Source organism: Acinetobacter lwoffii, assembly GCF_024129595.1.
Classification (GTDB): Bacteria; Pseudomonadota; Gammaproteobacteria; order Pseudomonadales; family Moraxellaceae; genus Acinetobacter; species Acinetobacter lwoffii_O.
The window spans coordinates 16,082-39,166 of sequence record NZ_JAMXXS010000013.1; the positions used below are offsets into that span (position 1 = coordinate 16,082).

General features: G+C 43.4%; 23 protein-coding genes and 4 tRNA genes. 15 read left to right on the forward strand and 12 right to left on the reverse strand.

Features of this window, described 5'->3' with window-relative positions; genetic code table 11:
* The first annotated feature begins 91 nt into the window (after window positions 1–91).
* The 5 genes from glnA to NI466_RS08075 all read left to right on the forward strand — a co-directional run bounded on the left by glnA (window position 92) and on the right by NI466_RS08075 (window position 3,666).
* Window positions 92–1,507 carry a type I glutamate--ammonia ligase gene (gene glnA, locus NI466_RS08055; RefSeq protein WP_004279641.1) on the forward strand — a complete coding sequence of 472 codons (1,416 nt, stop codon included), beginning with the start codon at window positions 92–94 and terminating at the stop codon, window positions 1,505–1,507.
* Between the two features lie 90 nt (window positions 1,508–1,597).
* A complete protein-coding gene (locus NI466_RS08060) occupies window positions 1,598–1,873 on the forward strand; it encodes a hypothetical protein (RefSeq protein WP_253137959.1) in 276 nt (91 codons plus the stop codon).
* A gap of 2 nt (window positions 1,874–1,875) precedes the next feature.
* Window positions 1,876–2,382 carry a chorismate--pyruvate lyase family protein gene (locus tag NI466_RS08065; protein ID WP_004279643.1) on the forward strand — a complete coding sequence of 169 codons (507 nt, stop codon included), beginning with the start codon at window positions 1,876–1,878 and terminating at the stop codon, window positions 2,380–2,382.
* Window positions 2,383–2,387: 5 nt separating this feature from the next.
* On the forward strand, window positions 2,388–3,266 hold the full coding sequence (gene ubiA, locus NI466_RS08070) for a 4-hydroxybenzoate octaprenyltransferase (protein WP_253173290.1): 879 nt from the start codon (window positions 2,388–2,390) through the stop codon (window positions 3,264–3,266).
* Window positions 3,267–3,402: 136 nt separating this feature from the next.
* Entirely contained in the window at window positions 3,403–3,666 is a 264-nt protein-coding gene (locus tag NI466_RS08075; RefSeq protein WP_005246848.1) for a hypothetical protein, read from the forward strand.
* A 186-nt stretch (window positions 3,667–3,852) separates the two neighbouring features.
* Here the strand turns inward: NI466_RS08075 and NI466_RS08080 are convergent, their stop codons facing one another.
* The 8 genes from NI466_RS08080 to NI466_RS08115 form a co-directional block, all read right to left on the reverse strand.
* The gene (locus tag NI466_RS08080) at window positions 3,853–4,842 is read right to left on the reverse strand and encodes a diaminopimelate dehydrogenase (protein WP_253173291.1); all 990 of its coding nucleotides are present in this window, start codon (window positions 4,840–4,842) and stop codon (window positions 3,853–3,855) included.
* A gap of 316 nt (window positions 4,843–5,158) precedes the next feature.
* Window positions 5,159–5,602 carry a DUF2726 domain-containing protein gene (locus NI466_RS08085; protein ID WP_253173292.1) on the reverse strand — a complete coding sequence of 148 codons (444 nt, stop codon included), beginning with the start codon at window positions 5,600–5,602 and terminating at the stop codon, window positions 5,159–5,161.
* A gap of 61 nt (window positions 5,603–5,663) precedes the next feature.
* Window positions 5,664–5,739: transfer RNA gene (locus NI466_RS08090), tRNA-Asn, on the reverse strand.
* Window positions 5,740–5,745: 6 nt separating this feature from the next.
* A tRNA-Asn gene (locus NI466_RS08095) sits at window positions 5,746–5,821 on the reverse strand.
* A gap of 291 nt (window positions 5,822–6,112) precedes the next feature.
* Window positions 6,113–6,188, reverse strand: a tRNA-Asn gene (locus NI466_RS08100).
* Window positions 6,189–6,193: 5 nt separating this feature from the next.
* A tRNA-Asn gene (locus NI466_RS08105) sits at window positions 6,194–6,269 on the reverse strand.
* Between the two features lie 149 nt (window positions 6,270–6,418).
* Window positions 6,419–7,045, reverse strand: a complete 627-nt coding sequence (gene sodB / locus NI466_RS08110) for a superoxide dismutase SodB (protein ID WP_004646486.1) — start codon at window positions 7,043–7,045, stop codon at window positions 6,419–6,421.
* Between the two features lie 153 nt (window positions 7,046–7,198).
* A complete protein-coding gene (locus NI466_RS08115; RefSeq protein ID WP_253173293.1) occupies window positions 7,199–7,957 on the reverse strand; it encodes a Nif3-like dinuclear metal center hexameric protein in 759 nt (252 codons plus the stop codon).
* A gap of 170 nt (window positions 7,958–8,127) precedes the next feature.
* Between NI466_RS08115 and NI466_RS08120 the strand changes: the two genes are divergently transcribed.
* The 9 genes from NI466_RS08120 to NI466_RS08160 all read left to right on the forward strand — a co-directional run bounded on the left by NI466_RS08120 (window position 8,128) and on the right by NI466_RS08160 (window position 16,133).
* A complete protein-coding gene (locus NI466_RS08120; RefSeq protein WP_148334389.1) occupies window positions 8,128–9,309 on the forward strand; it encodes a S1C family serine protease in 1,182 nt (393 codons plus the stop codon).
* A 137-nt stretch (window positions 9,310–9,446) separates the two neighbouring features.
* A complete protein-coding gene (locus tag NI466_RS08125) occupies window positions 9,447–9,704 on the forward strand; it encodes a hypothetical protein (protein WP_253173294.1) in 258 nt (85 codons plus the stop codon).
* Between the two features lie 80 nt (window positions 9,705–9,784).
* Window positions 9,785–10,576 (forward strand): pyrimidine utilization protein D, encoded by a 792-nt coding sequence (gene rutD / locus NI466_RS08130; protein ID WP_253173295.1) that lies wholly within the window; start codon window positions 9,785–9,787, stop codon window positions 10,574–10,576.
* 337 nt (window positions 10,577–10,913) lie between these two features.
* Window positions 10,914–12,020 (forward strand): pyrimidine utilization protein A, encoded by a 1,107-nt coding sequence (gene rutA / locus NI466_RS08135; RefSeq protein WP_005107412.1) that lies wholly within the window; start codon window positions 10,914–10,916, stop codon window positions 12,018–12,020.
* The gene (gene rutB, locus NI466_RS08140) at window positions 12,017–12,778 is read left to right on the forward strand and encodes a pyrimidine utilization protein B (protein ID WP_253173296.1); all 762 of its coding nucleotides are present in this window, start codon (window positions 12,017–12,019) and stop codon (window positions 12,776–12,778) included. The genes rutA and rutB overlap by 4 nt, the downstream gene beginning before the upstream one ends.
* A gap of 33 nt (window positions 12,779–12,811) precedes the next feature.
* Entirely contained in the window at window positions 12,812–13,192 is a 381-nt protein-coding gene (gene rutC / locus NI466_RS08145) for a pyrimidine utilization protein C (RefSeq protein WP_253173297.1), read from the forward strand.
* A 172-nt stretch (window positions 13,193–13,364) separates the two neighbouring features.
* The gene (rutF, locus tag NI466_RS08150; RefSeq protein ID WP_420909184.1) at window positions 13,365–13,853 is read left to right on the forward strand and encodes an NADH-dependent FMN reductase RutF; all 489 of its coding nucleotides are present in this window, start codon (window positions 13,365–13,367) and stop codon (window positions 13,851–13,853) included.
* A 33-nt stretch (window positions 13,854–13,886) separates the two neighbouring features.
* Entirely contained in the window at window positions 13,887–15,242 is a 1,356-nt protein-coding gene (gene rutG, locus NI466_RS08155) for a pyrimidine utilization transport protein G (protein WP_253173299.1), read from the forward strand.
* Window positions 15,243–15,293: 51 nt separating this feature from the next.
* Window positions 15,294–16,133 (forward strand): NAD(P)-dependent oxidoreductase, encoded by an 840-nt coding sequence (locus NI466_RS08160; protein ID WP_253173315.1) that lies wholly within the window; start codon window positions 15,294–15,296, stop codon window positions 16,131–16,133.
* 202 nt (window positions 16,134–16,335) lie between these two features.
* Here NI466_RS08160 and NI466_RS08165 read toward each other — a convergent pair whose 3' ends face one another.
* The 3 genes from NI466_RS08165 to lipA form a co-directional block, all read right to left on the reverse strand.
* On the reverse strand, window positions 16,336–16,722 hold the full coding sequence (locus NI466_RS08165; RefSeq protein WP_253173300.1) for a carboxymuconolactone decarboxylase family protein: 387 nt from the start codon (window positions 16,720–16,722) through the stop codon (window positions 16,336–16,338).
* Window positions 16,723–16,892: 170 nt separating this feature from the next.
* The gene (locus NI466_RS08170) at window positions 16,893–19,397 is read right to left on the reverse strand and encodes an acyl-CoA dehydrogenase (protein ID WP_253173301.1); all 2,505 of its coding nucleotides are present in this window, start codon (window positions 19,395–19,397) and stop codon (window positions 16,893–16,895) included.
* A 357-nt stretch (window positions 19,398–19,754) separates the two neighbouring features.
* Complete coding sequence (gene lipA, locus NI466_RS08175; RefSeq protein WP_005246834.1) at window positions 19,755–20,768, reverse strand: lipoyl synthase; 1,014 nt, start codon at window positions 20,766–20,768, stop codon at window positions 19,755–19,757.
* A gap of 213 nt (window positions 20,769–20,981) precedes the next feature.
* On the opposite strand from lipA, the gene sthA reads away from it, so the two are divergent.
* Window positions 20,982–22,397 carry a Si-specific NAD(P)(+) transhydrogenase gene (gene sthA, locus NI466_RS08180; protein ID WP_004646501.1) on the forward strand — a complete coding sequence of 472 codons (1,416 nt, stop codon included), beginning with the start codon at window positions 20,982–20,984 and terminating at the stop codon, window positions 22,395–22,397.
* Window positions 22,398–22,493: 96 nt separating this feature from the next.
* Here the strand turns inward: sthA and NI466_RS08185 are convergent, their stop codons facing one another.
* A complete protein-coding gene (locus NI466_RS08185; RefSeq protein WP_195724927.1) occupies window positions 22,494–22,823 on the reverse strand; it encodes a four-helix bundle copper-binding protein in 330 nt (109 codons plus the stop codon).
* Window positions 22,824–23,085 lie beyond the last annotated feature (262 nt).

Consider the following 23,085-nt stretch of genomic DNA (forward strand, 5'->3'; position numbering starts at 1 on the left):
TCTATACTTTTAAAAGTTGGTACGGTAATTGCTTAATAACTATCAACTGCTAACACGCACTTCACGGGTGCAACAAAAACATCGGAGCAAAATGAGCATGGCGAACAAGGTCCTTCAACTCATACAAGAAAGTGGCGCAAAATGGGTCGATTTTCGCTTTACTGATACCAAGGGTAAAGAGCAACACGTCACTTACCCAGCAGACAGTATTGATGAAGATACATTTGAAGACGGCAAAATGTTTGACGGTTCTTCAATTGCAGGTTGGAAAGGCATCGAAGCATCGGACATGATTTTACGTCCGGATGCGGCAACAGGTTTTATCGACCCGTTCTTTGCAGAGCCAACAGTTGTTGTAACTTGTGACGTAATCGAGCCATCAACTGGTCAAGGTTATGATCGTGACCCACGTTCGATTGCGCGCCGTGCAGAAGAATATTTGAAATCTACCGGTATCGGTGACACTGCATTCTTTGGTCCAGAACCAGAATTCTTCGTATTTGACGAAGTAAAATGGGAAATCGACATGTCTGGCGCGCGCCATACATTGATCGCTGAAGAAGCTGCTTGGTCAACTAACAAAGACTACGAAGGCGGTAACTCTGGTCACCGTCCACGCGTAAAAGGCGGTTACTTCCCAGTTCCTCCTGTAGATTCTTCACATGACATGCGTGCAGACATGTGTGCGCGTATCGAAGACATCATGGGTCCAGGTCGTGTAGAAGTACATCACCACGAAGTTGCTTCTTGCCAGTTAGAAATTGGTGTGAGCTTCAACACTATGGTGCGTAAAGCAGACGAAGTTCAACAGTTCAAATATGCGGTTTGGAACGTTGCGCATCAATATGCAAAAACAGCAACCTTTATGCCTAAACCAATGGTTGGCGATAACGGTTCTGGTATGCACGTGCATATGTCGATCTCTAAAGACGGCAAAAACCTGTTTGCTGGTGATGAATATGCAGGCCTTTCAGAAATGGCGTTGTACTTCATCGGTGGTGTAATTAAACATGCCCGTTCTTTGAATGCGATCACTAACCCTTCTACAAACTCGTATAAGCGTTTGGTTCCACATTTCGAAGCACCGATTATGCTTGCTTACTCAGCGCGTAACCGTTCTGCATCTATCCGTATTCCTTACGTGTCTAGCCCGAAAGGCAAGCGTATTGAAGCGCGTTTTCCAGATCCAATGATGAACCCGTACCTAGGTTTCGCGGCATTGTTGATGGCTGGTCTTGACGGTATTCAAAACAAGATCCACCCAGGTGAAGCTGCTGACAAGAACTTGTACGATCTTCCACCGGAAGAAGAAGCAAAAATCCCTACAGTGGCGCATAGCCTGGATATGGCGCTTGAAGCACTTCAAGCGGATCATGATTACCTGTTAAAAGGTGGCGTGTTCACGAAAGAAATGCTTGATGCTTATATCGAGCTTAAAACTGAAGAAGTTCGTCGTCTAAACACGACTACTCACCCAGTTGAATTTGATATGTACTACAGCTTGTAATTCATCACGAATTAAAGCGAAGAAAACCCGCGCATGTCGCGGGTTTTTTTGTATCATCTATTTATAATTTTAAATGATTGATGGGCTTAAATGGCACAACGTAAAAAGCACACCAGCTTTTATCCATGGATTGATCCAAAAGATCATGACAAAGGTTTCAAACTGAATTTCTCTGAAGTGACTTATCTTGAAGTGCGGCGGACTCCCGAGGGTTATAAGCAGGCTCAATTTGTGGCGCTGAAAAATCCTGAAATGGCGCTGGATTATGCTTATCCAGAATCATTTTATTTGAGTGCTGAAGGTTTTATTTTAATTAAAACCCCACAAGGCAAATATGAAATCATTGCAAAAACAGATAACTGTTAACAATGAATAGTCGTTCTAGAAATCAAAATCAGCGTGTGTTGCTGTCAACTCTGCCTGTTGAGTTAAAACCGTGGCTGTATGCATCGGGTTCACTCACGCAACAACTGACCGATTTGGCGCAAGGACAATTCCATGTCGAGCCAATTCAAGAGCATTTTCAGCGTTTAAGCTTTGCCAATGCCAAATGGATGCAGATGTCACATCAGCATACTTCCTGGGTGCGTGAAAGTTATCTCTACGGCTCGGAACAGTCTCCTTGGGTGAAAGCCAAAAGCATCTTTCCGATTTTAAGCCTGCAAAAAAAAGCCCGAATTTTTCAGCATATTGGCACCAAACCGATTGGCTGGTTTCTGTTTCAGCGCACTAATCCACTGTGCCAGCGCCGGGTAGTACTTTTAGATGAGGGCTGGACCCGTCAGAGCTGCTATACTTGGCACGGCTGTAAATTTATCGTACAAGAAACATTTTTACCGGCATTTGAACACTTTATACAAAATTCACGGGCTTGATTTTTATGGCAACCGCACAAGCAATCACCTGGCGTGAGCGTCTTAGCGCCTATTATTATCTTTGTCGTTTTGATAAACCGATTGGGACTGAACTGGTTTTTTGGCCTACCATGTGGGCGCTGTGGATTGCAGCTCAGGGCATGCCACGTATTGAAATTTTAATTCCCATGATTTTGGGTGTGATTTTTATGCGGGCGGCAGGCTGTGCCATTAATGATTTTGCTGACCGTAAAGTCGATGCACATGTGGAGCGTACTAAAAACCGCCCATTAGCGACCGGGATTATCAGTGCCAAAGAGGCCGTGATGGTATTTCTGGTTTTGGTGGCTGCCAGTGCCTGCTTGCTATTTTTTCTGCCAATCGAAACTTTTTACTGGTCATTTGGGGCTTTGTTTCTAGCGTTTATTTATCCTTTTATGAAGCGCTATACCCATTTGCCTCAAGTCTTTTTGGGTGCAGCATTTTCCTGGTCGATTCCGATGGCTTATACCGCAGTTGGGCAAACGCCGGATTTAACCTGCTGGCTTTTATATTTTGGCAATCTGGCTTGGACTGTAGCCTATGATACGCAATATGCAATCGCAGATCGTGAATACGATTTAAAGATTGGGGTGAAATCAACCGCGATCTTATTTGGTCGATATGATATTCAGATCATTAGCGCTTTGCAGGCCATTAGTATTCTTTTGATTGCTGTAGCACTTTGGCTAGAAAATTTACTGATTCCATTTGGTTTGGCTGCATTAATTGTTGTCGCTCTCGATTTTATTTACCAATGGTTTAAAACTCGAGATAAAAATCCACATTTGTGTTTCTGGGCGTTTAGGCATAACCGCTGGATTGGACTGATTATTTTTGCAGGAATACTACTGGCTTTGAGGTAGTGACTGTCTATCGACTGAGAAAAAAGCGTCCTATAAGGACGCTTTTGTTATTGCCTAATCTATAAGGCTTGAGCTATGACTTTATTTTGTTATATTGGGCAGTGTAATTAAATGACGAAATTAAAGCAGGTTTGTTATGTCTGAGCAGCCACAGCCCCGCAGTATCAAAAAGCTATTGATCTTCGGTACGCTTGCACTTTGTATTCCGGTATTTTTAATTAGTATGGCATTTCTTGCAGTGAATAGTGATGCTAAAAATCAGGAAAAATACAAGCAGCAGCAGGCAGATATGATTGCACGTATTGAAGCACGAGAAGCTGCGGAAAAGCTCAAAGCAGAGCAGGATGCTAAGGCAAATTCAACACAAGCTGTGTCTAAAAGTAGTGCAACAGCACCTTAATCTATCTAAAATCCCTTTGCACTTATCTAATACTGCAAATGTCTGTGTAGTAGATAGTTACATCGTTTGTCGAAAACTATTTCACTTGATTGTAGATATTTGATATTTCGTAACTAAGTAATCCGAACTCTAAAACAGAAAAATATAGTCACCCATCATACGATCGGTGGCTATATTTAAATCATCTTAAAGCAATTCTTTGCGCAATTGCTCAGGAGATTTAATTGAAAGTAGGGCGGGTGCTACATCTAGGGCTGTTTTAGCACCATATTGCTGAGTTTGATTCAGGCGGTAGCAGGCACGGGCATAAGCCACTAGAACACTTGCAGTAAACTCCGGATTGCTATTCAGCTTTAAAGAAAACTCAATCACCTGTTTTTGTGCATCACTGGTATTACCACTACGAATGACAAAACCGCCATGTGGCATATCCTGATGATCTTTCAGTAATGTTTCCTCACTGATAAAATTCACGGTCGTATTATAATCCGCAAAATAATCAGGCATGCTGACGATCGTTTGTTCAACTGTTGCCGCATCAGCCCCTTGTTCCAATACCACATAACAGTCACGATGATGTTTGTCTTTGGTGCTTAACTCAGGTCGTGCGCCACTGCGGACTTGTTCAATCGCATCAGTAGATGGAATGGTATATTGAACACCAGCTTTCACCCCAGGTACACGGCGGATCGCATCTGAATGTCCCTGGCTTAAACCTTTACCCCAAAAAGTATAAGTTTCGCCATCTGGTAATAACGCTTCACCAAATAAACGGTTAATCGAGAACATGCCAGGATCCCAGCCAATAGAAATCATGGCTGTTTTTTTGTTGGCAAGGGCAGGTGCATCGACTGCAGCATAGTATTCCGGAATACGTGCATGCGTATCAAAACTATCTACAGTGTTGAATTTGCTTGCGAAGATAGGAGCCTGTTGTGGCAAGTCATCTTTCGAGCCGCCACAAAGAATCAGTACATCAATTTTGTCGCTAAAATCATTTAATAGTGCATCCATGCTATACACTTGAGTTTCTGCAAAGCAAGGAGAGACGCTGCTTGGTGAGCGGCGAGTAAAAATACCGACAAGCTGCATATCAGGATTTTTTTGGATGGCAGTTTCAACACCGCGGCCAAGATTACCGTAACCCGCGATACCAATACGAATAGAATTTTGCATAAATAAATGATCACTGAATAAAAAAACAACGCCAAAAATAAGCAAGGTGATGATAGCTAGAAACGAAACAGGCCAATCAGGTCATCTGACTTATATTTTGTTTTCGAAAGGATTATAGAGCGATAACTTAAACTTTATCACCCTAATCCTGCAGAAAGGCAGGTTTAACTGAGAATGCTTGTGATGAGACGCTAAATTGGACGAGGATTGGCTAATTTTGAAGCACTAAAAGCTGCCGAGAAATTAAAAGCGGAGCAGGAGGTTTTGATCAATCCAATTCAAGCTGCACCGGAAAGTACTGCAATTGCCGCTTAACTTATCTTAAATCCCTTTGCAGTTGTCTGATAGTTGGAATCTGGGTGTATCGAATCACGGTATAGCCTGCTGCAATCAGCATCGCATCACGTTCAGCATCTTCCTGCTCTTTGCCAATATGACTCGGATCATCCAGTTCGACAATCGCCACTACATTATATTCACGATCAAGTACTACGAAGTCTGTGACTTTACGATTAAATTGATTACGCATTTTCATCTGATCGTGCGTGATCAAAGCACTAAACGCGACTTGTGCCAGAATATGATGATGGGGAAAGGCATCTTTCAGACGTGTAAACATCCTGCTTTCAAAAGCAGTAATGACGCGCTTCGGATAGAATTTCTTTTGACGGGTGAAGAGATGCGGAAAGAGCAGGCAAACTAATGCAAATGTTGCCAGGCAGCCAATCACAAAAAATATAAACTGACTCAAATCAAACACAGATCACAAAAGGGGAGAATAAAAAAACCCACTTCGCAATGAGTGGGTTTCTTCAGAATCTTGGCTCTCCCACCTGGGCTCGAACCAGGGACCTGCGGATTAACAGTCCGTCGCTCTACCGACTGAGCTATGGGAGAATAGATTGGCTCTCCAACCTGGGCTCGAACCAGGGACCTGCGGATTAACAGTCCGTCGCTCTACCGACTGAGCTATTGGAGAATCTGACAGCGATTATAGAGAGATTTGAAAAGGGGTCAAGGCACTTTTAGAAAAAAGCTGCAGAAATTGAATCAAGTGTTTTAAAAATAGCCGAAAAGGTTTGTAGTTCAAACTGTTATGTTTATGTAAACTGGTCTTAACAGCAAAATCGCGATCAGCCTTAATTTTGATAAGTGATCTGGAGCATAAGAAATAAGTTAGCTGATCGCGCATATAAATCAATATGATCTCAATTTAAAAAATACAGCTATAAAAAAACCCACTTCGCAATGAGTGGGTTTTTTAGAATCTTGGCTCTTCCACCTGGGCTCGAACCAGGGACCTGCGGATTAACAGTCCGTCGCTCTACCGACTGAGCTATGGAAGAATAGATGGCTCTCCAACCTGGGCTCGAACCAGGGACCTGCGGATTAACAGTCCGTCGCTCTACCGACTGAGCTATTGGAGAATCTGATCGGCATTTTAGGGAGGAATAACCAGGTCGTCAATCAATTAATGTAAAGAAATGAATTGTTTGCTTTATTAATATTCATTTAGTGTCTAAAAATAAAAAAATCACCCAAAATGGGTGATTTTTTTAGCTAAAGAAATAAAAAATTATTTCTCAACACCTGCAGGCTGACCTGCATATTTCGCATTTGCATAATCCCAGTTTACTAGGCTTTCTAGGAAAGTAGAGATGTACTTAGGACGAGCATTGCGGAAATCGATGTAGTAAGCGTGTTCCCAAACGTCAATCGTCAACACTGCAATTTTACCGTGCGCCATTGGCGTATCAGCATTTGAAGTTTTCATGATTGAAAGCTGACCGTTTACTTCATCAGCCACTAACCAAGCCCAACCTGAACCGAATTGAGTAGTTGCAGCAGCAGCAAATTCTTCAGCAAATTTTTCATAAGAACCGAAAGCTTCGTCAATTTTTGCAGCCAAAGTACCAGTTGCTTTACCGCCGCCGTTTTTAGCCATACAGTTCCAGTAGAACGTGTGGTTCCAAACTTGAGCCGCGTTATTGAAAACACCTGCTTTAGAAGCATCACCAGCAGTTGCTGTAATAATTTCTTCTAGAGTTTTGCCTTCAAGCTCAGTACCAGCGATCAGGTTATTCAGGTTAACCACATAAGTGTTGTGGTGTTTGTCGTGATGGTATTCTAAAGTTTCTTTGCTGATGTGTGGAGCAAGATCTTCGTAGCCGTAAGGTAATGCTGGTAAAGTAATGGTTGTCATGTTTTCAATTCCTTGCATTTTGCTGGGTTTTAACAATAAGTGGCTTCATTGTAATAGATAATCGGGCAGAAATGGGCATCGTGTATAAATAACAATACAGAATAAAGCCTGAAAATATATGAATAAAGCCACTGATCATAACCGTCAGTCGAATTAAATCGGATTGTTTAATTCGAAATAATCATACTCAATATTAAACTGTTCTGAAATAGCCTTGGCCAGGCGTTGCACACCGTATTTTTCAGTCGCATGATGGCCACAGGCATAATAATGCACATCCAGTTCCTGAGCTTCATAAAAGGTACGTTCGCTTACTTCACCTGAAATATAGGCATCACAGTTCTGTAGTGCCGCTTTTTGAATATAATCCTGCGCACCGCCGGTACAGAAACCGACTTTGTGGATTTGAGTTTTGTCAGCAGGCAGGTGAATCGCATCAAAGCCCAGCTTTTCTGAAACATAATTTTTAAAATCTTCCGGTGTCATCTGCTGTTTTAAATAGCCAATATTGCCAATTGGACGTTTTTCATTCGGATCAAGCTGTTCGATATTTTCGAGTTCTAATAAATCTGCAATGGCAGCATTATTCCCCAGTGTTGGATGACTGTCTAAAGGCAGGTGATAGCCAACCAGTGAGATATCATGTTGAATCAGAGTCTTAATTCGTTTGCCGCGCATGCCGGTAATTGGATAGGCTTCACCTTTCCAGAAATAACCATGATGAACCAGCAATAAATCTGCGCCTTGTGCAATTGCGGCTTCAATTGCACTCTGGGAGGCGGTCACGGCACAGAGGATTTTATTCACCTCGGATTTGCCTTCAATCTGCAAGCCATTCGGTGCATAGTCCTTAAATTCACATGCTGCCAAAGTCTGGTCACACCATTGAATAATATCGTTCAAATTCGCCATAAAATTCCTGTAAGTTTAAAAACTTGCCCATATTTATTTATAGGTCTAATTGTAACTAAAGCTGCACAAATCTCTGTGGAATTTTTTGTGTTTAGTTATGTATTTAGCATTACAATAGGACATAAATTACTTAGTCATCAACGAATTAAAATATTTTAGAGGATAGCAACGTGCGCCGCACCTTTACATGGTTACCCTGGGTGTTACTGATTTTAGTCATTATCGGTTTTTTGGGGTGGCAACAACTACAAAAACCAAAGGCACCAGTTGCGCCAGATGGCGTCAAAATGCCTGCTGAAAAAGTAGAGCCGTTGATTGATACGTCGCGCTCAGGAGGCGTGGTCTCCTATAGTGCTGCTGTAAAAGTGGCAGCACCGGCTGTTGTGAATATTTTTACTACCCAAAAAGTCAAGCAACAGGCGCATCCTTTACTGACCGATCCGGTATTTCGTGAATTCTTTGGCGATCAGTTGCCTGACCAGTATGGACAAAGCCCGAATGAGAACAGTTTAGGTTCGGGTGTAATTGTACGTCCAGACGGTTATATCCTGACCAATAACCACGTGATTGCACAGGCCGATCAGATTGTAGTGGCTTTGCAGGATGGTCGTCGTGCTGAAGCCAAGGTGGTTGGAACTGATCCGGATACCGATCTGGCCGTGATCAAGATTGAACTGACACAATTGCCAGTTCTGCCATTTAAACTCAGTGGTAATGAAGTCGGTGATGTGGTTCTGGCCATTGGTAATCCTTTTGGTGTTGGGCAAACCGTGACGCAGGGGATTATCTCGGCAACGGGCCGTTCAGACTTGGGTATTAATACCTATGAAGACTTTGTACAGACCGATGCTGCAATTAACCCGGGGAACTCGGGCGGTGCACTTATTGATGTCGCCGGTAATTTAATTGGCGTCAATACCGCAATCTTCTCGCAGTCTGGTGGTTCACTGGGGATTGGTTTTGCCATTCCGGCCAAAATCTGTCAGCAGGTGATGAATGCCATTTTGAAAGATGGCCGTGTGGTTCGTGGCTGGTTAGGGATCAGCTTATTACCTGCAGAGCGTGATGATGTCCTGCAACCCAAAGAAAAAGGCGTAACGGTCGCAGAAGTGCTCCCAGATGGACCTGCTGCCAAAGCGGGAATCCAGCGTGGTGATAAAATTATGAAAGTAAATGAGGAAGAGATTAGTTCCGCCTCACATCTGATTAATTTTGTGGCTTTGCAAAAGCCAAACAGTACCATTCAGATTGAAATTGAGCGGGCAGGGAAAACCATGATGCTAGAAGTTGTGGTGACTGAACGTAAGGCACAAGACAGTGCTTCACAATATATTCCTCTACCAGGCCAGTAAGTTTGATCAAAAAAAATCCCTCATCATGAGGGATTTTTTTATGCAATTATTTCAGCTTGTTCTGATACAAAAGTGAAATATTAAGCGCTTTATAAATCATTTAGCTTAATGAAATAACATTAAAAGAGAAAATAAAAATGACTTTTATGACGGCAGATCAGGCCAAAATTTTATCCAATGTTGCTAACCTGAATATTGAAATGTATAAGCCACGTCTGGCGCAACTGATTGAAGATAATGCCCGGCAAGGCAATACAGCGGTACTGACAGTTTTTCCTAAACATCTGCCTTTGGAAGATATTCGTGCCTTGTCTGCCGAGTTAACAGATCTAGGCTATAACGTACGTTTTGAAGTACAAGAATTTTATTACAGCTTTAATGTCTACTGGCTGTAATTTTAACAGTTGTTCAAAAAAGGTCCTGTTTAGGCATATATTTTGCTGCGTTCATCTCATATTTAAACTATGAGAATTTTATGTCTTTATTTATTCATCGTGCAGCACGGGCCGATGCGCCTTATGTAGTGCTTTCTTCTGGGCTAGGCGGACATGCCAGTTTCTGGAATCCACAAATTGAGGTTTTGCAGCAAGATTTTCATGTGGTGACTTATGATCAGGAAGGTTGCCATTCGGATTCTGAACTGTTGTCAATACCTTATTGCGTAGATCATATGGCCCGCCAGATTCTGGATTTATTGATCAATCAGGATATCCGTGAATTTCATTTTATTGGTCATGCATTGGGTGGGCATATCGGCATGCAACTCGCAACCTATCAGGTTGATAAAGCGTTTAAGTTATTCAGCCTGACTATGTTGAATGCCTGGGGAGAACTGGATTCACATACCCAAAAATGTTTTCAGGCACGCACATCATTATTGTTGAATAGCGGAGCCGAGGCTTATGTGCGGGCACAAGCCTTATTTCTGTATCCTCCACACTGGATCTCGACACATCTTGACCCGTTAACAGAAGCAGAAAATAAACAGCTACTGGACTTTCCGCCAATTCAAAATGTCTTAGCTCGTATACAGGCAGTGCAGGCTTTTAAGCTAGAGGAGGCACATCAGCAGGCGCTCAAAGATGTTCTTGTACATCTGATTGCCAATCAAGATGATTTTTTGGTGCCTTATCAACGCTCGCAACAACTTCAGCAATTATTGCCGCATAGTCAGCTCAGTCTGTTTGCAACAGGAGCGCATGCTTCTACAGTGACTGAAACCGCCCAGATCAACCAAAGCATACTGCAATTTTTAAAATCAGCCTGATATTTTCAGCAAGTAACTTTGTTTGCTCAAGCCAGAACCTGTTTCTGGCTTTTTATTTTTTCTAATGAATTATTTTTATGGTTTTTACTCAAAATCTGATTCTTCCTAAAAGCGATGATGATCAATTTTAATGCACCTGAATGAAACACGATGAGCAAAATTGATTCAGGGGTGAAAGTCATTATTTTACTAAAAATTCAAAAATATAAATATTAAGTATTTAAAAATAAATAAATAAAATAAATTGGCACGCGCTTTGCAATATTTTGAGCATAAATAAAAAACCTGAATTGGCAACAGGATTTTGAATATTGGTTAAAAATAATGAGGTGTGAAAATGAAAATAGGTGTCTTCTGTCCAATTGGAAATAACGGCTGGTTACTCTCTGAAAATGCACCACAGTACATGCCGACTTTTGAGTTAAACAAACAAATCGTGCAGCGTGCTGAACACTATGGTTTCGATTTCGCACTTTCCATGATCAAGCTGCGTGGCTTTGGTGGCAAGACCGAATTCTGGGAACATAACCTGGAAACTTTTACCCTGATGGCGGGTCTCGCAGCGGTGACCAGCAAAATTCAAATTTATGCAACGGCAGCCACTTTGGTCATGCCACCGGCAATTGTGGCACGTATGGCATCTACCATTGATTCTATTTCTAATGGCCGTTTCGGTCTGAATGTGGTGACCGGCTGGCAGCCACCTGAATACACCCAGATGGGCATGTGGCCAGGCAATGAGTATTTTGGCAAGCGCTATGAATATCTGTCTGAATATGTACAGATCCTGCGTGAGCTCTGGGCAACTGGAAAATCAGACTTTAAAGGCGAACATTTCCAGATGGAAGACTGTCGTGTCAGCCCTCGCCCGCAAGCAGACATGAAAATCATCTGTGCTGGTCAGTCTGATGCCGGTCTGGAGTTTTCTGCGCAATATGCTGACTACAACTTCGTGTTTGGTAAAGGGCTGAATACACCGACCGCTTATGCAGAAATTAATGATCGCCTAAAAGAAAAAACAGATGTGACGGGTCGTGATGTACAGACTTATGTGCTGTTTATGGTCATCGCGGCAGAAACTGATGAAGAAGCTCAAGTGAAATGGCAACACTATAACGATGGCGCAGATATGGAAGCGATTAACTGGTTGATGAATCAGGGCGGGAAAGACACGACTTCCGGTGCAGATACCAATATCCGTCAAATGGCGTCTAGTGTATCTCCAGTGAATATCAATATGGGAACCTTGGTCGGTTCTTATGAAAATGTGGCACGAATGTTAGATGAAATTGGCGAGATCAAGGGCACTGAAGGTGTGCTGCTGACTTTTGATGATTTCGTTCAGGGCGTAGAAGATTTCGGTCAGAAAATCCAGCCATTAATGAAATGCCGTGACCATATTGTGATTGAGGGCGAAGCACCTGTTCTGGAGAAAAGCGCATGAGTGAGTCAGTAGTAACTGCCGATTTTACAGAAAAACTGGGTACCGGAAAAACGCTTAAAGCTGAGCCTGAAGCAATCTGCCTTGCACCTGAACAGACTGCCCTGATTGTGATCGACATGCAGAATGCCTATACCTCGCAGGGTGGCTATCTGGATCTGGCTGGTTTTGATATCTCAAAAACCAAACCCGTGGTCGAAAATATAAAAAAAGCAGTCGATGCTGCGCATGCGGCCAGTATTCAGGTCATCTATTTTAAAAATGGCTGGGATGCAGAATATAAGGAAGCGGGTGGTACGGATTCTCCGAATTTCCATAAATCCAATGCCTTAAAGACTATGCGTAAACAGCCTGAATTACAGGGGAAATTACTGGCCAAGGGCGGTTGGGATTTTGAATTGATTGATGAATTAAAGCCATTGCCACAAGATCTGGTCATTGAAAAACCTCGCTATAGCGGTTTCTTTAATACTGCACTGGACAGCATGTTGCGTGTGCGTGGTATTCGCAATCTGGTGTTTGTGGGAATTGCCACCAATGTTTGTGTGGAATCGACCTTACGTGATGGTTTCTTTCTGGAATATTTCGGCGTGGCGCTGGCGGATGCCTGCCATCAGGCCGGGCCAGTCGAAGCCCACGAAGCCAGCCTGTACAACATCAAGACCTTCTTTGGCTGGGTATCCGATACCGCAAATTTTGTCGAAAACTTTCAAAAAGAAAGTGAATCACTTAAAGAAACTAAATTGGCTGAAAGTGCCTAAAAAATTAAAGATCAGGATTAAGGAAAAAACAGTATGCCTAAAGAAGTCATTATTCCAGCAGGAACTTCAAAACCGTTAGCGCCGTTTGTACCGGCAACCAAGGCAGACAATATTGTCTATGTGTCAGGCACATTGGCCTTTGATGAAAATAATAACATCGTGCATGTCGGCGATGCAGCAGCACAGACTCGTCATATTCTGGAAACCATCAAGCGCGTCATTGAAGAAGCCGGTGGCAGCATGGACGATGTGACTTTCAATCATGTATTTGTCAAAGATTGGGCAGATTATGCAGCGATTAATGCCGTTTATGCAGAGTATTTCCCGGGAGATAAACCGGCACGATATTGCGTACAGACGGGTTTGGTCAAACCTCATGCGCTGGTCGAAATCGCCTCGATTGCCCATGTATAAGTCGAACCACCTGATTCAATCTCATCTATATCAGCCCTAAGTCTGTCACTGAAAACTGACTTGGGGCGGGGGGAACAGCATGAATGCCAAACTGTCTAAAATCATCGATGACGTAGTTGCAGAGAATAATGCATCAAATAAGGTTTTAAAGACTGAAACCGCAGCTGAAGTATTGACCCAGGTCGATCAGCAGATTTTCCGTCAGGGCATGTCTAATCTGGGCGCTGCAGTGAATGTGATTACCACACACGGCACGGCGGGACAGGCAGGATTTACGGCATCAGCGGTCTGTAGTGTGACTGATACGCCACCGACTTTGCTGGTCTGTCTGAACCGTTCAGCTTCGGTTTATGAAACTTTTAAAAATAATCAGGTGTTGTGTGTGAATACCTTGGCATCACATCAACAGCATCTATCCAATCTGTTCGGTGGAAAAACGCCGATGGCAGAGCGTTTCAGTCAGGGGAACTGGAAAACGTTGGTGACCCAGTCACCTGTACTTGAGGACGCCTTGGTCAGTTTCGACTGTGAGGTAGTCCAATGTTTATCCGTAGGTAGTCATGATGTGCTGTTCTGTGAAGTGAAGGCCATGTGCCAGCGTCAAGGCAATGCGCTGATGTACTTTAACCGTTCTTACTGTGAGCCACACAAAATGTGCTAAATCAATTCAGTCCTAATCAAGGAGGGGAAGCCCATGCAAGAAAAAGAAACGTGGTTTCCAAAATTTAAGCCTTACCAAGGCAATATCGATACAACCCCAGTTCAAACAGATGAATATCTGCCGGCTGGGAAAAGTATTATTCTCGGGTTACAGCATGTGTTTGCCATGTTTGGCGCAACCGTGCTGGCGCCGCTTTTAATGGGGTTTGATCCCAATCTTACGATTTTTATTACCGGGATTGGTACCATTTTATTTTTCCTGATCACGGGCGGTCGATTGCCAAGTTATCTGGGATCCAGTTTTGCATTTATTGGTGCCGTGGTGGCAGTTACAGGCTACTCTGGAGCGGGGGCGAATGCAAATATCGGGCTGGCACTCGGGGGAACCATTGCCTGCGGTATCGTTTATGCCTTGATTGGCCTGCTGGTCATGAAAACCGGTACTGCATGGATTGAAAAGCTGATGCCACCCGTGGTCACGGGCGTCATCGTGATGATTATCGGTCTGAATCTGGCACCTGTCGCGATCAAAAGTGTTTCAGCCAACCAGTTTGATTCCTGGATGGCGCTAGTCACCATTATCTGTATCAGTGTGATCGCGGTATTTACCCGTGGGATGGTGCGCCGTTTACTGCTGTTATTAGGCCTACTGTCTTCCTACCTGATTTATTTCCTTTTCACTAATGTAATGGGCTTCGGACCTGCGATTGATTTCAGCAAAGTCAGTGAGGCGGCATGGTTTGGTTTGCCGAATTTCCAGAGTCCGGTCTTTGAAATGAATGCGATGCTGATGATTGCACCGGTGGCCATTATTCTGGTTGCGGAAAATCTAGGACACTTTAAAGCGGTATCCGCAATGACTGGTAAAAATCTGTCGCCGTATATGGGACGCGGTTTCTTTGCAGATGGGGTTTGTACTTCATTATCCGCTTCTGTCGGCGGTACCGGGATGACGACTTATGCTGAAAATATCGGTGTGATGGCAGTTACTAAAGTGTATGCAACCACCGTGTTTATCTTTGCTGGGATCTTCGCTATTTTGCTGGGACTTTCACCTAAATTTGGTGCGGTGATCAGTACCATTCCAGTAGCTTTATTGGGTGGCGCATCGATTGTGGTCTTCGGGTTGATTACTGTGGCGGGTGCCAAAATCTGGGTGGATAACCATGTTGATTTTACCAAGAACAGTACCCTGATTATTGGTGCGGTGTGTTTGATTATGGGCACAGGTAACTATAGCTTGCAGATCGGTGGTTTTGATTTGGGTGGTATCGGTACTGCAACTTTAGCTGCGATTCTGTTGAACCTGTTCCTGAATCGTGGTGAAGATAAAGAAATGCCTGAATCTGAATCGACCGCAACAGAAGTTGAGGTTAAGCCAGTCGCTTAATATGAGGAGTATTTTTTGAGTCATACAGTTGCATTTTTAGGACTCGGGGCAATGGGCTGGCATATGGCCTCCCATTTGCCAAAACTCGAACACCCGGTTTGGGTCTGGAACCGAACTGAACAGAAAGCGCTAGATCATGCTCAATCTTTCAGGACTCAGGCAGTGAGTATTGAACAGGCGGTTCAGGCAGATTTTATTTTTTCTTGCTTGCCGACCAGTCAGGATGTGGAAGCATTAATTGCGACACATCCACCCAAGCAAGGTGCAATCTGGATTGACTGTACCAGCGGTGTGCCGGAATCGGGACAAAAACTGGCAAACCTACTGGAGCAACAGGGAAGCTATTATCTGGATGCTCCGGTATCCGGTCAGACCATTGGTGCAGAAAAGGGTACTTTAACCGTGATGGTGGGAGGAAATGAAGCTGCCTTTGAACAAGCTAAACCGATCATTGCTGCTTTTGCTGGGTTGATTGAATATGTGGGAGAAAGTGGTTCCGGTTTTGCAGTAAAAGCCGTTAACAATACTTTGATGGCTACCCATTTATGGGCACTGGCTGAAGGCTTGACTGTACTGAAAGGGCAAGGAGTTGATTTAAGCAGTGCACTAAACTGTATTAATCATTCCAGTGGTAAAAGCAGCATGTCAGAAAATATCATGGCACAGCGGGTTTTAAGCCGTGAGTTTCATAAAACCTTTGCGTTGGATTTACTGCAGAAAGATATCGGTATTGCTTTAGAGTTAGTGCAACAGCAGCAACTGGATTTATCAGTCATGTCATTGGTGCAAGAACAGTTTCAGCAGATTGCTAGACCTCAGGCTAGCCAACTAGATTTCTCCGCTGCGGTACAAGGCTTAGAACAACGTACACAGATTGAATTAAGGGGTTAGAGTCTTTCTTATAAATTGCTATTCATAGAAAAACCATTATTTTGAATTAAATCCATAACGACAGATTTTATTATCAAAAATATGAAAAGCCGAGAATTTAATAACTCTCGGCTTTCTTATTGATTATTAATTTAAATAGCTTAAGCTAATGTTAAACCTTCCTAGGCTTCAGAAATTTACAGTCTATATTCATCTTTTAATTCTACTGATTCGTTTCATATTCCTGAATGACTTCAAGCGCGGCACGAAAGGCTTCCTGGGTTGCCGGTGCACCGCAGTAAGGCAGGCTATGCAACAACACTTCCTGAATTTCCTCAACCGTTGCGCCGTTATTTAGGGCACCTCGCACATGACCTTTTAGTTCAGTGGGACTTTTTTGCGCGGTTAGAAATGCAATGGTAATTAAAGAACGATATTTACGCGGTAAAATACCTTCACGTTGCCAGGTCGAACCCCAGGCATGTTCATTAATCCAGTCCTGTAATGGCTGGGTAAAAGGCACGGTATTTTCTTGAGCACGCTGCACAAAGCTTTCCCCCATTACTTCAGTACGGACTTTCAAGCCATTTTCATAATCTTGTTGTGACATGCTTTATCCTCAATTTTATTATTGCTTTAGCTTAACGCTTTTAAGCCAAAATACTATCCTGCAATAGTCGTAAAAAAAAGTGGCTGAAAAGCCACTTATGAAGCTTCCAGAGTAAAGTAATAAAATGACTTCACTCTGGAATTTATGACACCTTTGATCAAAAGTTTGATTTAAGGTGATACTGAGTGTGAAGGATCAGTTTGCACTGAAGTATCGGTACCTGTAGCATCTTCCTTGATGAGATACGGATTCTCAAGCTCTAATACCTCATTCAAATGCAGATCGAATACATCGGTCAACATGCTGTCATAGCGGCGCGCATTATAGTGCAGCAGTTTTTCTGCTTCCTGATCATTAATAAAGCCTTGTAGCTGTGCATCGGCTACATGCTCAGCAAAACTGAGTCCTTTAAATTGTCCTTTATTTTCAGCTTTTTTAAAGCGATCCCAGAGTTTTTCAATCTCGAGTAGCAGATTGAAAGTAGATTCCATACGGCCAGTGACATCATTTTCATTAATATTATAGTAGACATGTTTTTTGAGTGACTGCCGGAAAGCATTGTTTTCCATCATGCTGTTTGCTACCTGTTGTTTCAGCTGGTCTGATGGTTTCTGTACCGGACGGCCAAATGGGAAACATAGCAGTTTGACCATGCCTGCTGCTGCACCTGATGGAAAGTTGGCAAACAGGTCAAAAAAAGCTTCTTGCGCTGTATACAGAGACTTTTCTACCGCAAGCTGTGCATGTAAACGCTCATCTTCAGTCTTTTTGCTATGCTCAAAATATTTCAGAATTGAGGAAGCAATAAACAGATGTGCATGAATATCGGCCAGACGACCCGAAAGCATTTCCTTACGTTTGATATCCCCTGCGAGTAAACCTAGGCACATATCCGCAGTTAAAGCAAAGTTGGCACTCAGCCGATTAATGATCTTATAATAAGGCTGGGTGAAATCAACCGCACTTTGCGGCGCAGCACTTGAGCCACCTGTAAAGGCATAGGCAAAGGAGCGAGCAGTCCGGTTAAAGGTGTAACCCAAATGCTTAAACAGCAAGTTATCAAAAGGATTTAGAGCCGCTGCCGAGTCTTCTGCCTGTAAGAGCTGTAATTCTTCATATAGATAAGGATGGCAGCGCATTGAACCCTGTCCAAAAATCATCAAGGAACGACTGAGAATATTGGCGCCTTCGACGGTAATGGAGACTGGAATTGCCTGATAGTAAGGTGCCAGAAAGTTACGCGGCCCCATCTGAATGGCACGACCACCGACCACATCCATGCCGTGATTGACCACTTTACGCATGCCTTCAGTTGCATAGTATTTGGCAATCGCCGTCATTACGGCAGGCTTGCCACCCTGATTCAGACCACAGGTGACCAGATAACGGAAGGCTTCCAGCATATAGGTGTCACTGGCGATTTCACTATTGGCTTCCTGAACACCCTCAAACTTACCAACTGAAATCTTGAATTGCTGACGAATACGAGAGAAAGCACCCACATTTAAATAAGTCATTTCTGAAGTAGAAGTAGACAGCGCTGGTAGGGAAATGCCACGACCGACTGCCAAACATTCCATCAGCATACGCCAGCCTTTGCCGGCATTTTTGACGCCACCAATAATCCAGTCCAGAGGAATAAACACATCTTTACCTTCAACCGTACCATTCATGAATGGTGGTCCGGGGTTATGCCGTGGTCCCACTATTACGCCTTCATGACTGGCAGGGAGCAGGGCACAGGTAATGCCGTATTCAGTCTGTTCACCCAGAAGATGATCAGGGTCATACATTTTAAAGGCCAGACCCACCACTGTCGCAATTGGTGCCAAAGTAATCCATCGTTTAGAAAAATTCATTCTCAGGCCTAAGACTTCCTGACCTTCAAACTGGCCATAGCAGACCACGCCCGTATCAGGAATCGCACCGGCATCGGAGCCGGCTTCCGGACTGGTCAAACCGAAACAGGGAATTTCTTCGCCTCGCGCCAGACCCGGCAGATAACGGTCTTTCTGTTCTTCGGTACCATAATGCAGTAACAGCTCGCCTGGTCCGAGTGAGTTCGGTACCATACAACTCACGGCTGTGGTCAGAGATCGCGAAGCAATCTTGCTCATCACCCGACTTTGGGCAAAGGAGCTAAAGGCACGACCGCCGTATTCTTTGGGAATAATCAGGCCCAAGAAACCATGTTCCTTAATATATTGCCAGACATGATCAGGCAGCGCTTTTTGCTCATGAATTTCCCATTCATCCAGCATGCTGCACAAGGTTTCAACTTCATTGTTCAGAAAGGCCTGTTCTTCTAGCGACAGCTTTGGATAAGGATAACTGTTAAAGGTTTCCCAATTCGGTGCACCCATAAACAGCTCTTTTTCCCACCAGCTAGTTCCGGAATCCAGTGCTTCGCGTTCTGTCGGACTGATACTCGGCATGGCATTTGCCAGTGCTTTATAGGCCGGTTTGGAAATAAACGACATACGTAAAGGGTCGATCATCACTACAAGGCTAATTAGGATCAGCGGAATTCCTAGAATCAGCGACCATGGACTAATAAAAGCGCAGACAATTGACACGATGATCAGCGCAATTGCACCCGCGCTACGGGAGAGCTGAAAATAGAAAACGGCCCATAAACTGAGTAATAGCAGTAGTACAGCAAATATAAATAGCATTGTTATAGTTCTCCAGATTTATACAACGCTGCCTGTGCCGAGATCTCATAGAATTTTTGTCACAGTTCATTCATTTTTTTTGTCGCTTGAGGATCGGACAGGTTCAGCATTGCACGTGTGAGAATGATCGTTTTCAAGTCTTGCAACGATATTTTTAAATCTTTCATCTATTTATGAGATTGTTTGAAAAATGCTCAGTCTTCAAGTGAGAACGCGCAAAGAAATGTGAAGATAAGTAATGACTTAATCTTATCTAAAATAAAAAATGGGGGGTTTAACACTCAGTAAAAATTTAAATTGAAGAAATAAAAAAACCCTCTACAAGAGAGGGCTTTTATTTCATTGGTTTAAACAGGATTAAGCTTCAATGGCCTGAACTGCAATTTTTTTGGCAGGATCCACTTTACGACGCACTGCTGGTACAGGTTCGCCGTAGTATTGGCGGTCGGCAAAGTAGCTTGAACGAACCATTGGTGCTGCCCAGATATTACGGAAGCCCAGTTTTTGGCCATGTTCGGTATAACGCTCGAATTCTTCAGGTGTTACAAAGCGGTCAATCGCTGCATGTTCTTTTGAAGGCTGCAAATACTGACCAATCGTCACATAATCTACGCCATGCGCATGCAGATCATCAAGCAGGGCCAGCACTTCTTCTTCAGTTTCACCAATACCGACCATCAGACCACATTTGGTTGGTACGTCCGGGCAGTATTCTTTAAACATTTTCAGCAGGTTTAAAGAGTGCTGATAGTCAGAACCTGGACGCATGGCTTTATATAAACGCGGTACAGTTTCGATATTGTGGTTAAACACATCTGGTGGGCATTCAGTCATGATGCGCAGCGCGATATCCATACGACCACGGAAATCTGGCACCAGAATTTCCAGCAGGGTATTCGGGCTTAGAGCACGCGCTTCTTTAATACAATCTACAAAATGCTGTGCACCGCCATCCAGTAAATCATCACGGTCTACCGAAGTGATCACTGCATATTTCAAACCCAGATTGGCAATAGTTTCTGCCATATGACGCGGTTCATCTGCATCGAGTGCATTTGGACGGCCATGAGCCACATCACAGAACGGACAACGACGGGTACAGATATCGCCCATAATCATGAAAGTCGCAGTACCGCCACCAAAACATTCAGGCAGGTTTGGACAGGCGGCTTCTTCGCACACCGTATGTAATTTTTGCTGACGTAGTGTGGTTTTAATACGTTGAACTTCTTCAGGTGCCGCCATTTTCACCCGGATCCAGTCCGGCTTACGTGGCGTTTCAACCGTAGGAACAACTTTTACAGGAATGCGGGCAACTTTTTCCGCACCGCGAAGTTTGACGCCCTGTTCAGGTTTACGGTTTTCAGACATATTCAACTTTTCCACTGTTTTTGAAGGGGGAGATACTCAAAGATAGCGCAGTTATTATAACGGACTTCGTTCTAAATAGGGCAAAAAGGGGTATTCATTTAAAAAATGTTCTTATCAAGCAATATATGTGAGTTAAATACACCAAATCAACAGGATTTACGTCATAATAAGAGTGTAGATTAAAGTGAATTTTTTAATTTTGAGGAGCGTTGAATGCCACGTAAAAAAGAGGTCGTTAGTGGGACTTTCGTTAAATATGATGCGGTAGTTCTAGGTTCGGGCCCTGCGGGCGAAGGCGCGGCAATGAAACTTGCCAAATCTGGTAAGCGTGTTGCAATCGTTGAGATGCGTGAACAGCTGGGTGGTAACTGTACCCATGTCGGTACGATTCCAAGTAAAGCATTGCGTCAAACAGTATCCAGTATTATCCGTTATCAACGTGATCCACTGTTTCAAAAAGTTGGGGACTGGAAGCAGTTCACCATGAAGCAAGTGTTGCGTCATGCACATAAAGTTATTCAACAACAAGTAGATACACATTCACGTTTCTACGACCGCAATAAAATTGATATTTATCATGGTCGTGCTTACATTCAGGATCAAAATACCATTTTTGTATTTAACCCAGATGGCATTAAAGAAACGCTGATGTTTAAGCAACTGGTCATTGCCAGCGGCTCGCGTCCATATCGTCCAGACATTCTTGATTTTAATCATCCGCGTGTATTTGATTCAGACAAAATTCTGGATCTGGACTATTCCATCCAGAAAATCATTATTTATGGCGCAGGTGTAATCGGTTGTGAATATGCCTCGATCTTTATTGGTCTGGGACATAAAGTTGACCTGATCAACACCCAGCACAAACTTTTAAGCTATCTGGATGATGAAATCTCTGATGCACTGTCTTATCACTTGCGTGAACAGGGTGTATTGATTCGTCATAATGAACAGATCGACTTTTTAGAAACATTTGATGACCATGTGGTGATGCACACGCAAAGCGGCAAGAAAATCAAAGCTGATGCAATTTTGTGGTGTAATGGCCGTTCAGGCAATACTGATGGTCTAGGTCTTGAAAATGTTGGCCTGAAACCGAACAGCCGTGGTCAATTGACTGTGAATGATCAATATCAGACTGAAGTTGAAAATATCTATGCTGCCGGTGATGTGATCGGCTGGCCTTCGCTAGCCTCTGCTGCCTATGACCAAGGTCGTTGCGCGGGTGCCAACATGAGCGGCGAGAAAGACGTTGCACCGGTGACTGATATTCCAACCGGGATTTATACCATTCCTGAGATTTCTTCGATTGGTAAGACTGAACAGCAGCTGACTGAAGAAAAGATTCCGTATGAAGTCGGTCAGGCATCATTCCGTCATTTGGCACGTGCACAGATTACCGGTGATACCATGGGCGAATTAAAGATTCTGTTCCATCGCGAAACGCTAGAAGTTTTGGGTGTACATTGCTTCGGTAATAATGCCTCTGAAATTATCCATATTGGTCAGGCGGTCATGAACAGCCCGAATAATACGATCAAGTACTTTGTAGAAACCACGTTTAACTATCCGACCATGGCGGAAGCGTATCGTGTAGCGACACTGAATGGTATGAACCGTTTATTCTAAGTGAGATATTTGACTTAGACAGAAAAACCGCAAGTCTTCACTTGCGGTTTTTTTATTGGAATTGATTAAGTCAGTCAAGTTGATCAAATTGAATTTTTAAGCAGCCATTTTTCGGCATTCTTCAGCACAGCGGCGGCATGCTTCGGCACATTGCTGACAATGTTCATGTTGGTGCTTGCCACATTCTTCTGCACAGTAGTCACATGCTTTGGCGCAAAGTTCACATATCTCATGCATGAATGGAGACTGCTTTTGTTCCATACGGGCACACAGCTGACAGATATCTGCACAATCCAGACAGCGCTGGATACATTCCCGCATCATGTCTAAATCTTCTTCTTTAAGACAGGCACTGGCACAGTTAGCGCATGCCAGGGAACAGTTCATACAGGTTTGAACACAATCTGAAAATTGAAGCTGATTCATTGTCGTTTCCTCTTTCCATAGGTTTATTGCTGATTTTCTAATACGCTAAGCAGAAAAAGGAAAATACACTAGGCAGATTAGGTGAGGAAAAGTAAACAGACGCTTTGTTTTGTTACGGAATTTACTCTCTACATTTATATTCAGAGTTAGATATTTTTATTATTTGAGAAAATAAAAAAACCATTGAGCCGTTCAAAGTCTCAATGGTGGAAGAGCGACATGATAAATCGTAATTATTGAAGGTTTGAGCTACCTTTCTCAT

Bases quoted from the DNA above. Each gene is read 5' to 3' on its own strand.
- glnA (WP_004279641.1), top strand. From the start codon at position 92: ATGAGCATGGCGAACAAGGTCCTTCAACTCATACAAGAAAGTGGCGCA.
- NI466_RS08060 (WP_253137959.1), top strand. From the start codon at position 1,598: ATGGCACAACGTAAAAAGCACACCAGCTTTTATCCATGGATTGATCCA.
- NI466_RS08065 (WP_004279643.1), top strand. From the start codon at position 1,876: ATGAATAGTCGTTCTAGAAATCAAAATCAGCGTGTGTTGCTGTCAACT.
- ubiA (WP_253173290.1), top strand. From the start codon at position 2,388: ATGGCAACCGCACAAGCAATCACCTGGCGTGAGCGTCTTAGCGCCTAT.
- NI466_RS08075 (WP_005246848.1), top strand. From the start codon at position 3,403: ATGTCTGAGCAGCCACAGCCCCGCAGTATCAAAAAGCTATTGATCTTC.
- NI466_RS08080 (WP_253173291.1), bottom strand. From the start codon at position 4,842: ATGCAAAATTCTATTCGTATTGGTATCGCGGGTTACGGTAATCTTGGC.
- sodB (WP_004646486.1), bottom strand. From the start codon at position 7,045: ATGACAACCATTACTTTACCAGCATTACCTTACGGCTACGAAGATCTT.
- NI466_RS08115 (WP_253173293.1), bottom strand. From the start codon at position 7,957: ATGGCGAATTTGAACGATATTATTCAATGGTGTGACCAGACTTTGGCA.
- NI466_RS08125 (WP_253173294.1), top strand. From the start codon at position 9,447: ATGACTTTTATGACGGCAGATCAGGCCAAAATTTTATCCAATGTTGCT.
- rutD (WP_253173295.1), top strand. From the start codon at position 9,785: ATGTCTTTATTTATTCATCGTGCAGCACGGGCCGATGCGCCTTATGTA.
- rutA (WP_005107412.1), top strand. From the start codon at position 10,914: ATGAAAATAGGTGTCTTCTGTCCAATTGGAAATAACGGCTGGTTACTC.
- rutB (WP_253173296.1), top strand. From the start codon at position 12,017: ATGAGTGAGTCAGTAGTAACTGCCGATTTTACAGAAAAACTGGGTACC.
- rutC (WP_253173297.1), top strand. From the start codon at position 12,812: ATGCCTAAAGAAGTCATTATTCCAGCAGGAACTTCAAAACCGTTAGCG.
- rutG (WP_253173299.1), top strand. From the start codon at position 13,887: ATGCAAGAAAAAGAAACGTGGTTTCCAAAATTTAAGCCTTACCAAGGC.
- NI466_RS08160 (WP_253173315.1), top strand. From the start codon at position 15,294: ATGGGCTGGCATATGGCCTCCCATTTGCCAAAACTCGAACACCCGGTT.
- NI466_RS08165 (WP_253173300.1), bottom strand. From the start codon at position 16,722: ATGTCACAACAAGATTATGAAAATGGCTTGAAAGTCCGTACTGAAGTA.
- NI466_RS08170 (WP_253173301.1), bottom strand. From the start codon at position 19,397: ATGCTATTTATATTTGCTGTACTACTGCTATTACTCAGTTTATGGGCC.
- lipA (WP_005246834.1), bottom strand. From the start codon at position 20,768: ATGTCTGAAAACCGTAAACCTGAACAGGGCGTCAAACTTCGCGGTGCG.
- sthA (WP_004646501.1), top strand. From the start codon at position 20,982: ATGCCACGTAAAAAAGAGGTCGTTAGTGGGACTTTCGTTAAATATGAT.
- NI466_RS08185 (WP_195724927.1), bottom strand. From the start codon at position 22,823: ATGAATCAGCTTCAATTTTCAGATTGTGTTCAAACCTGTATGAACTGT.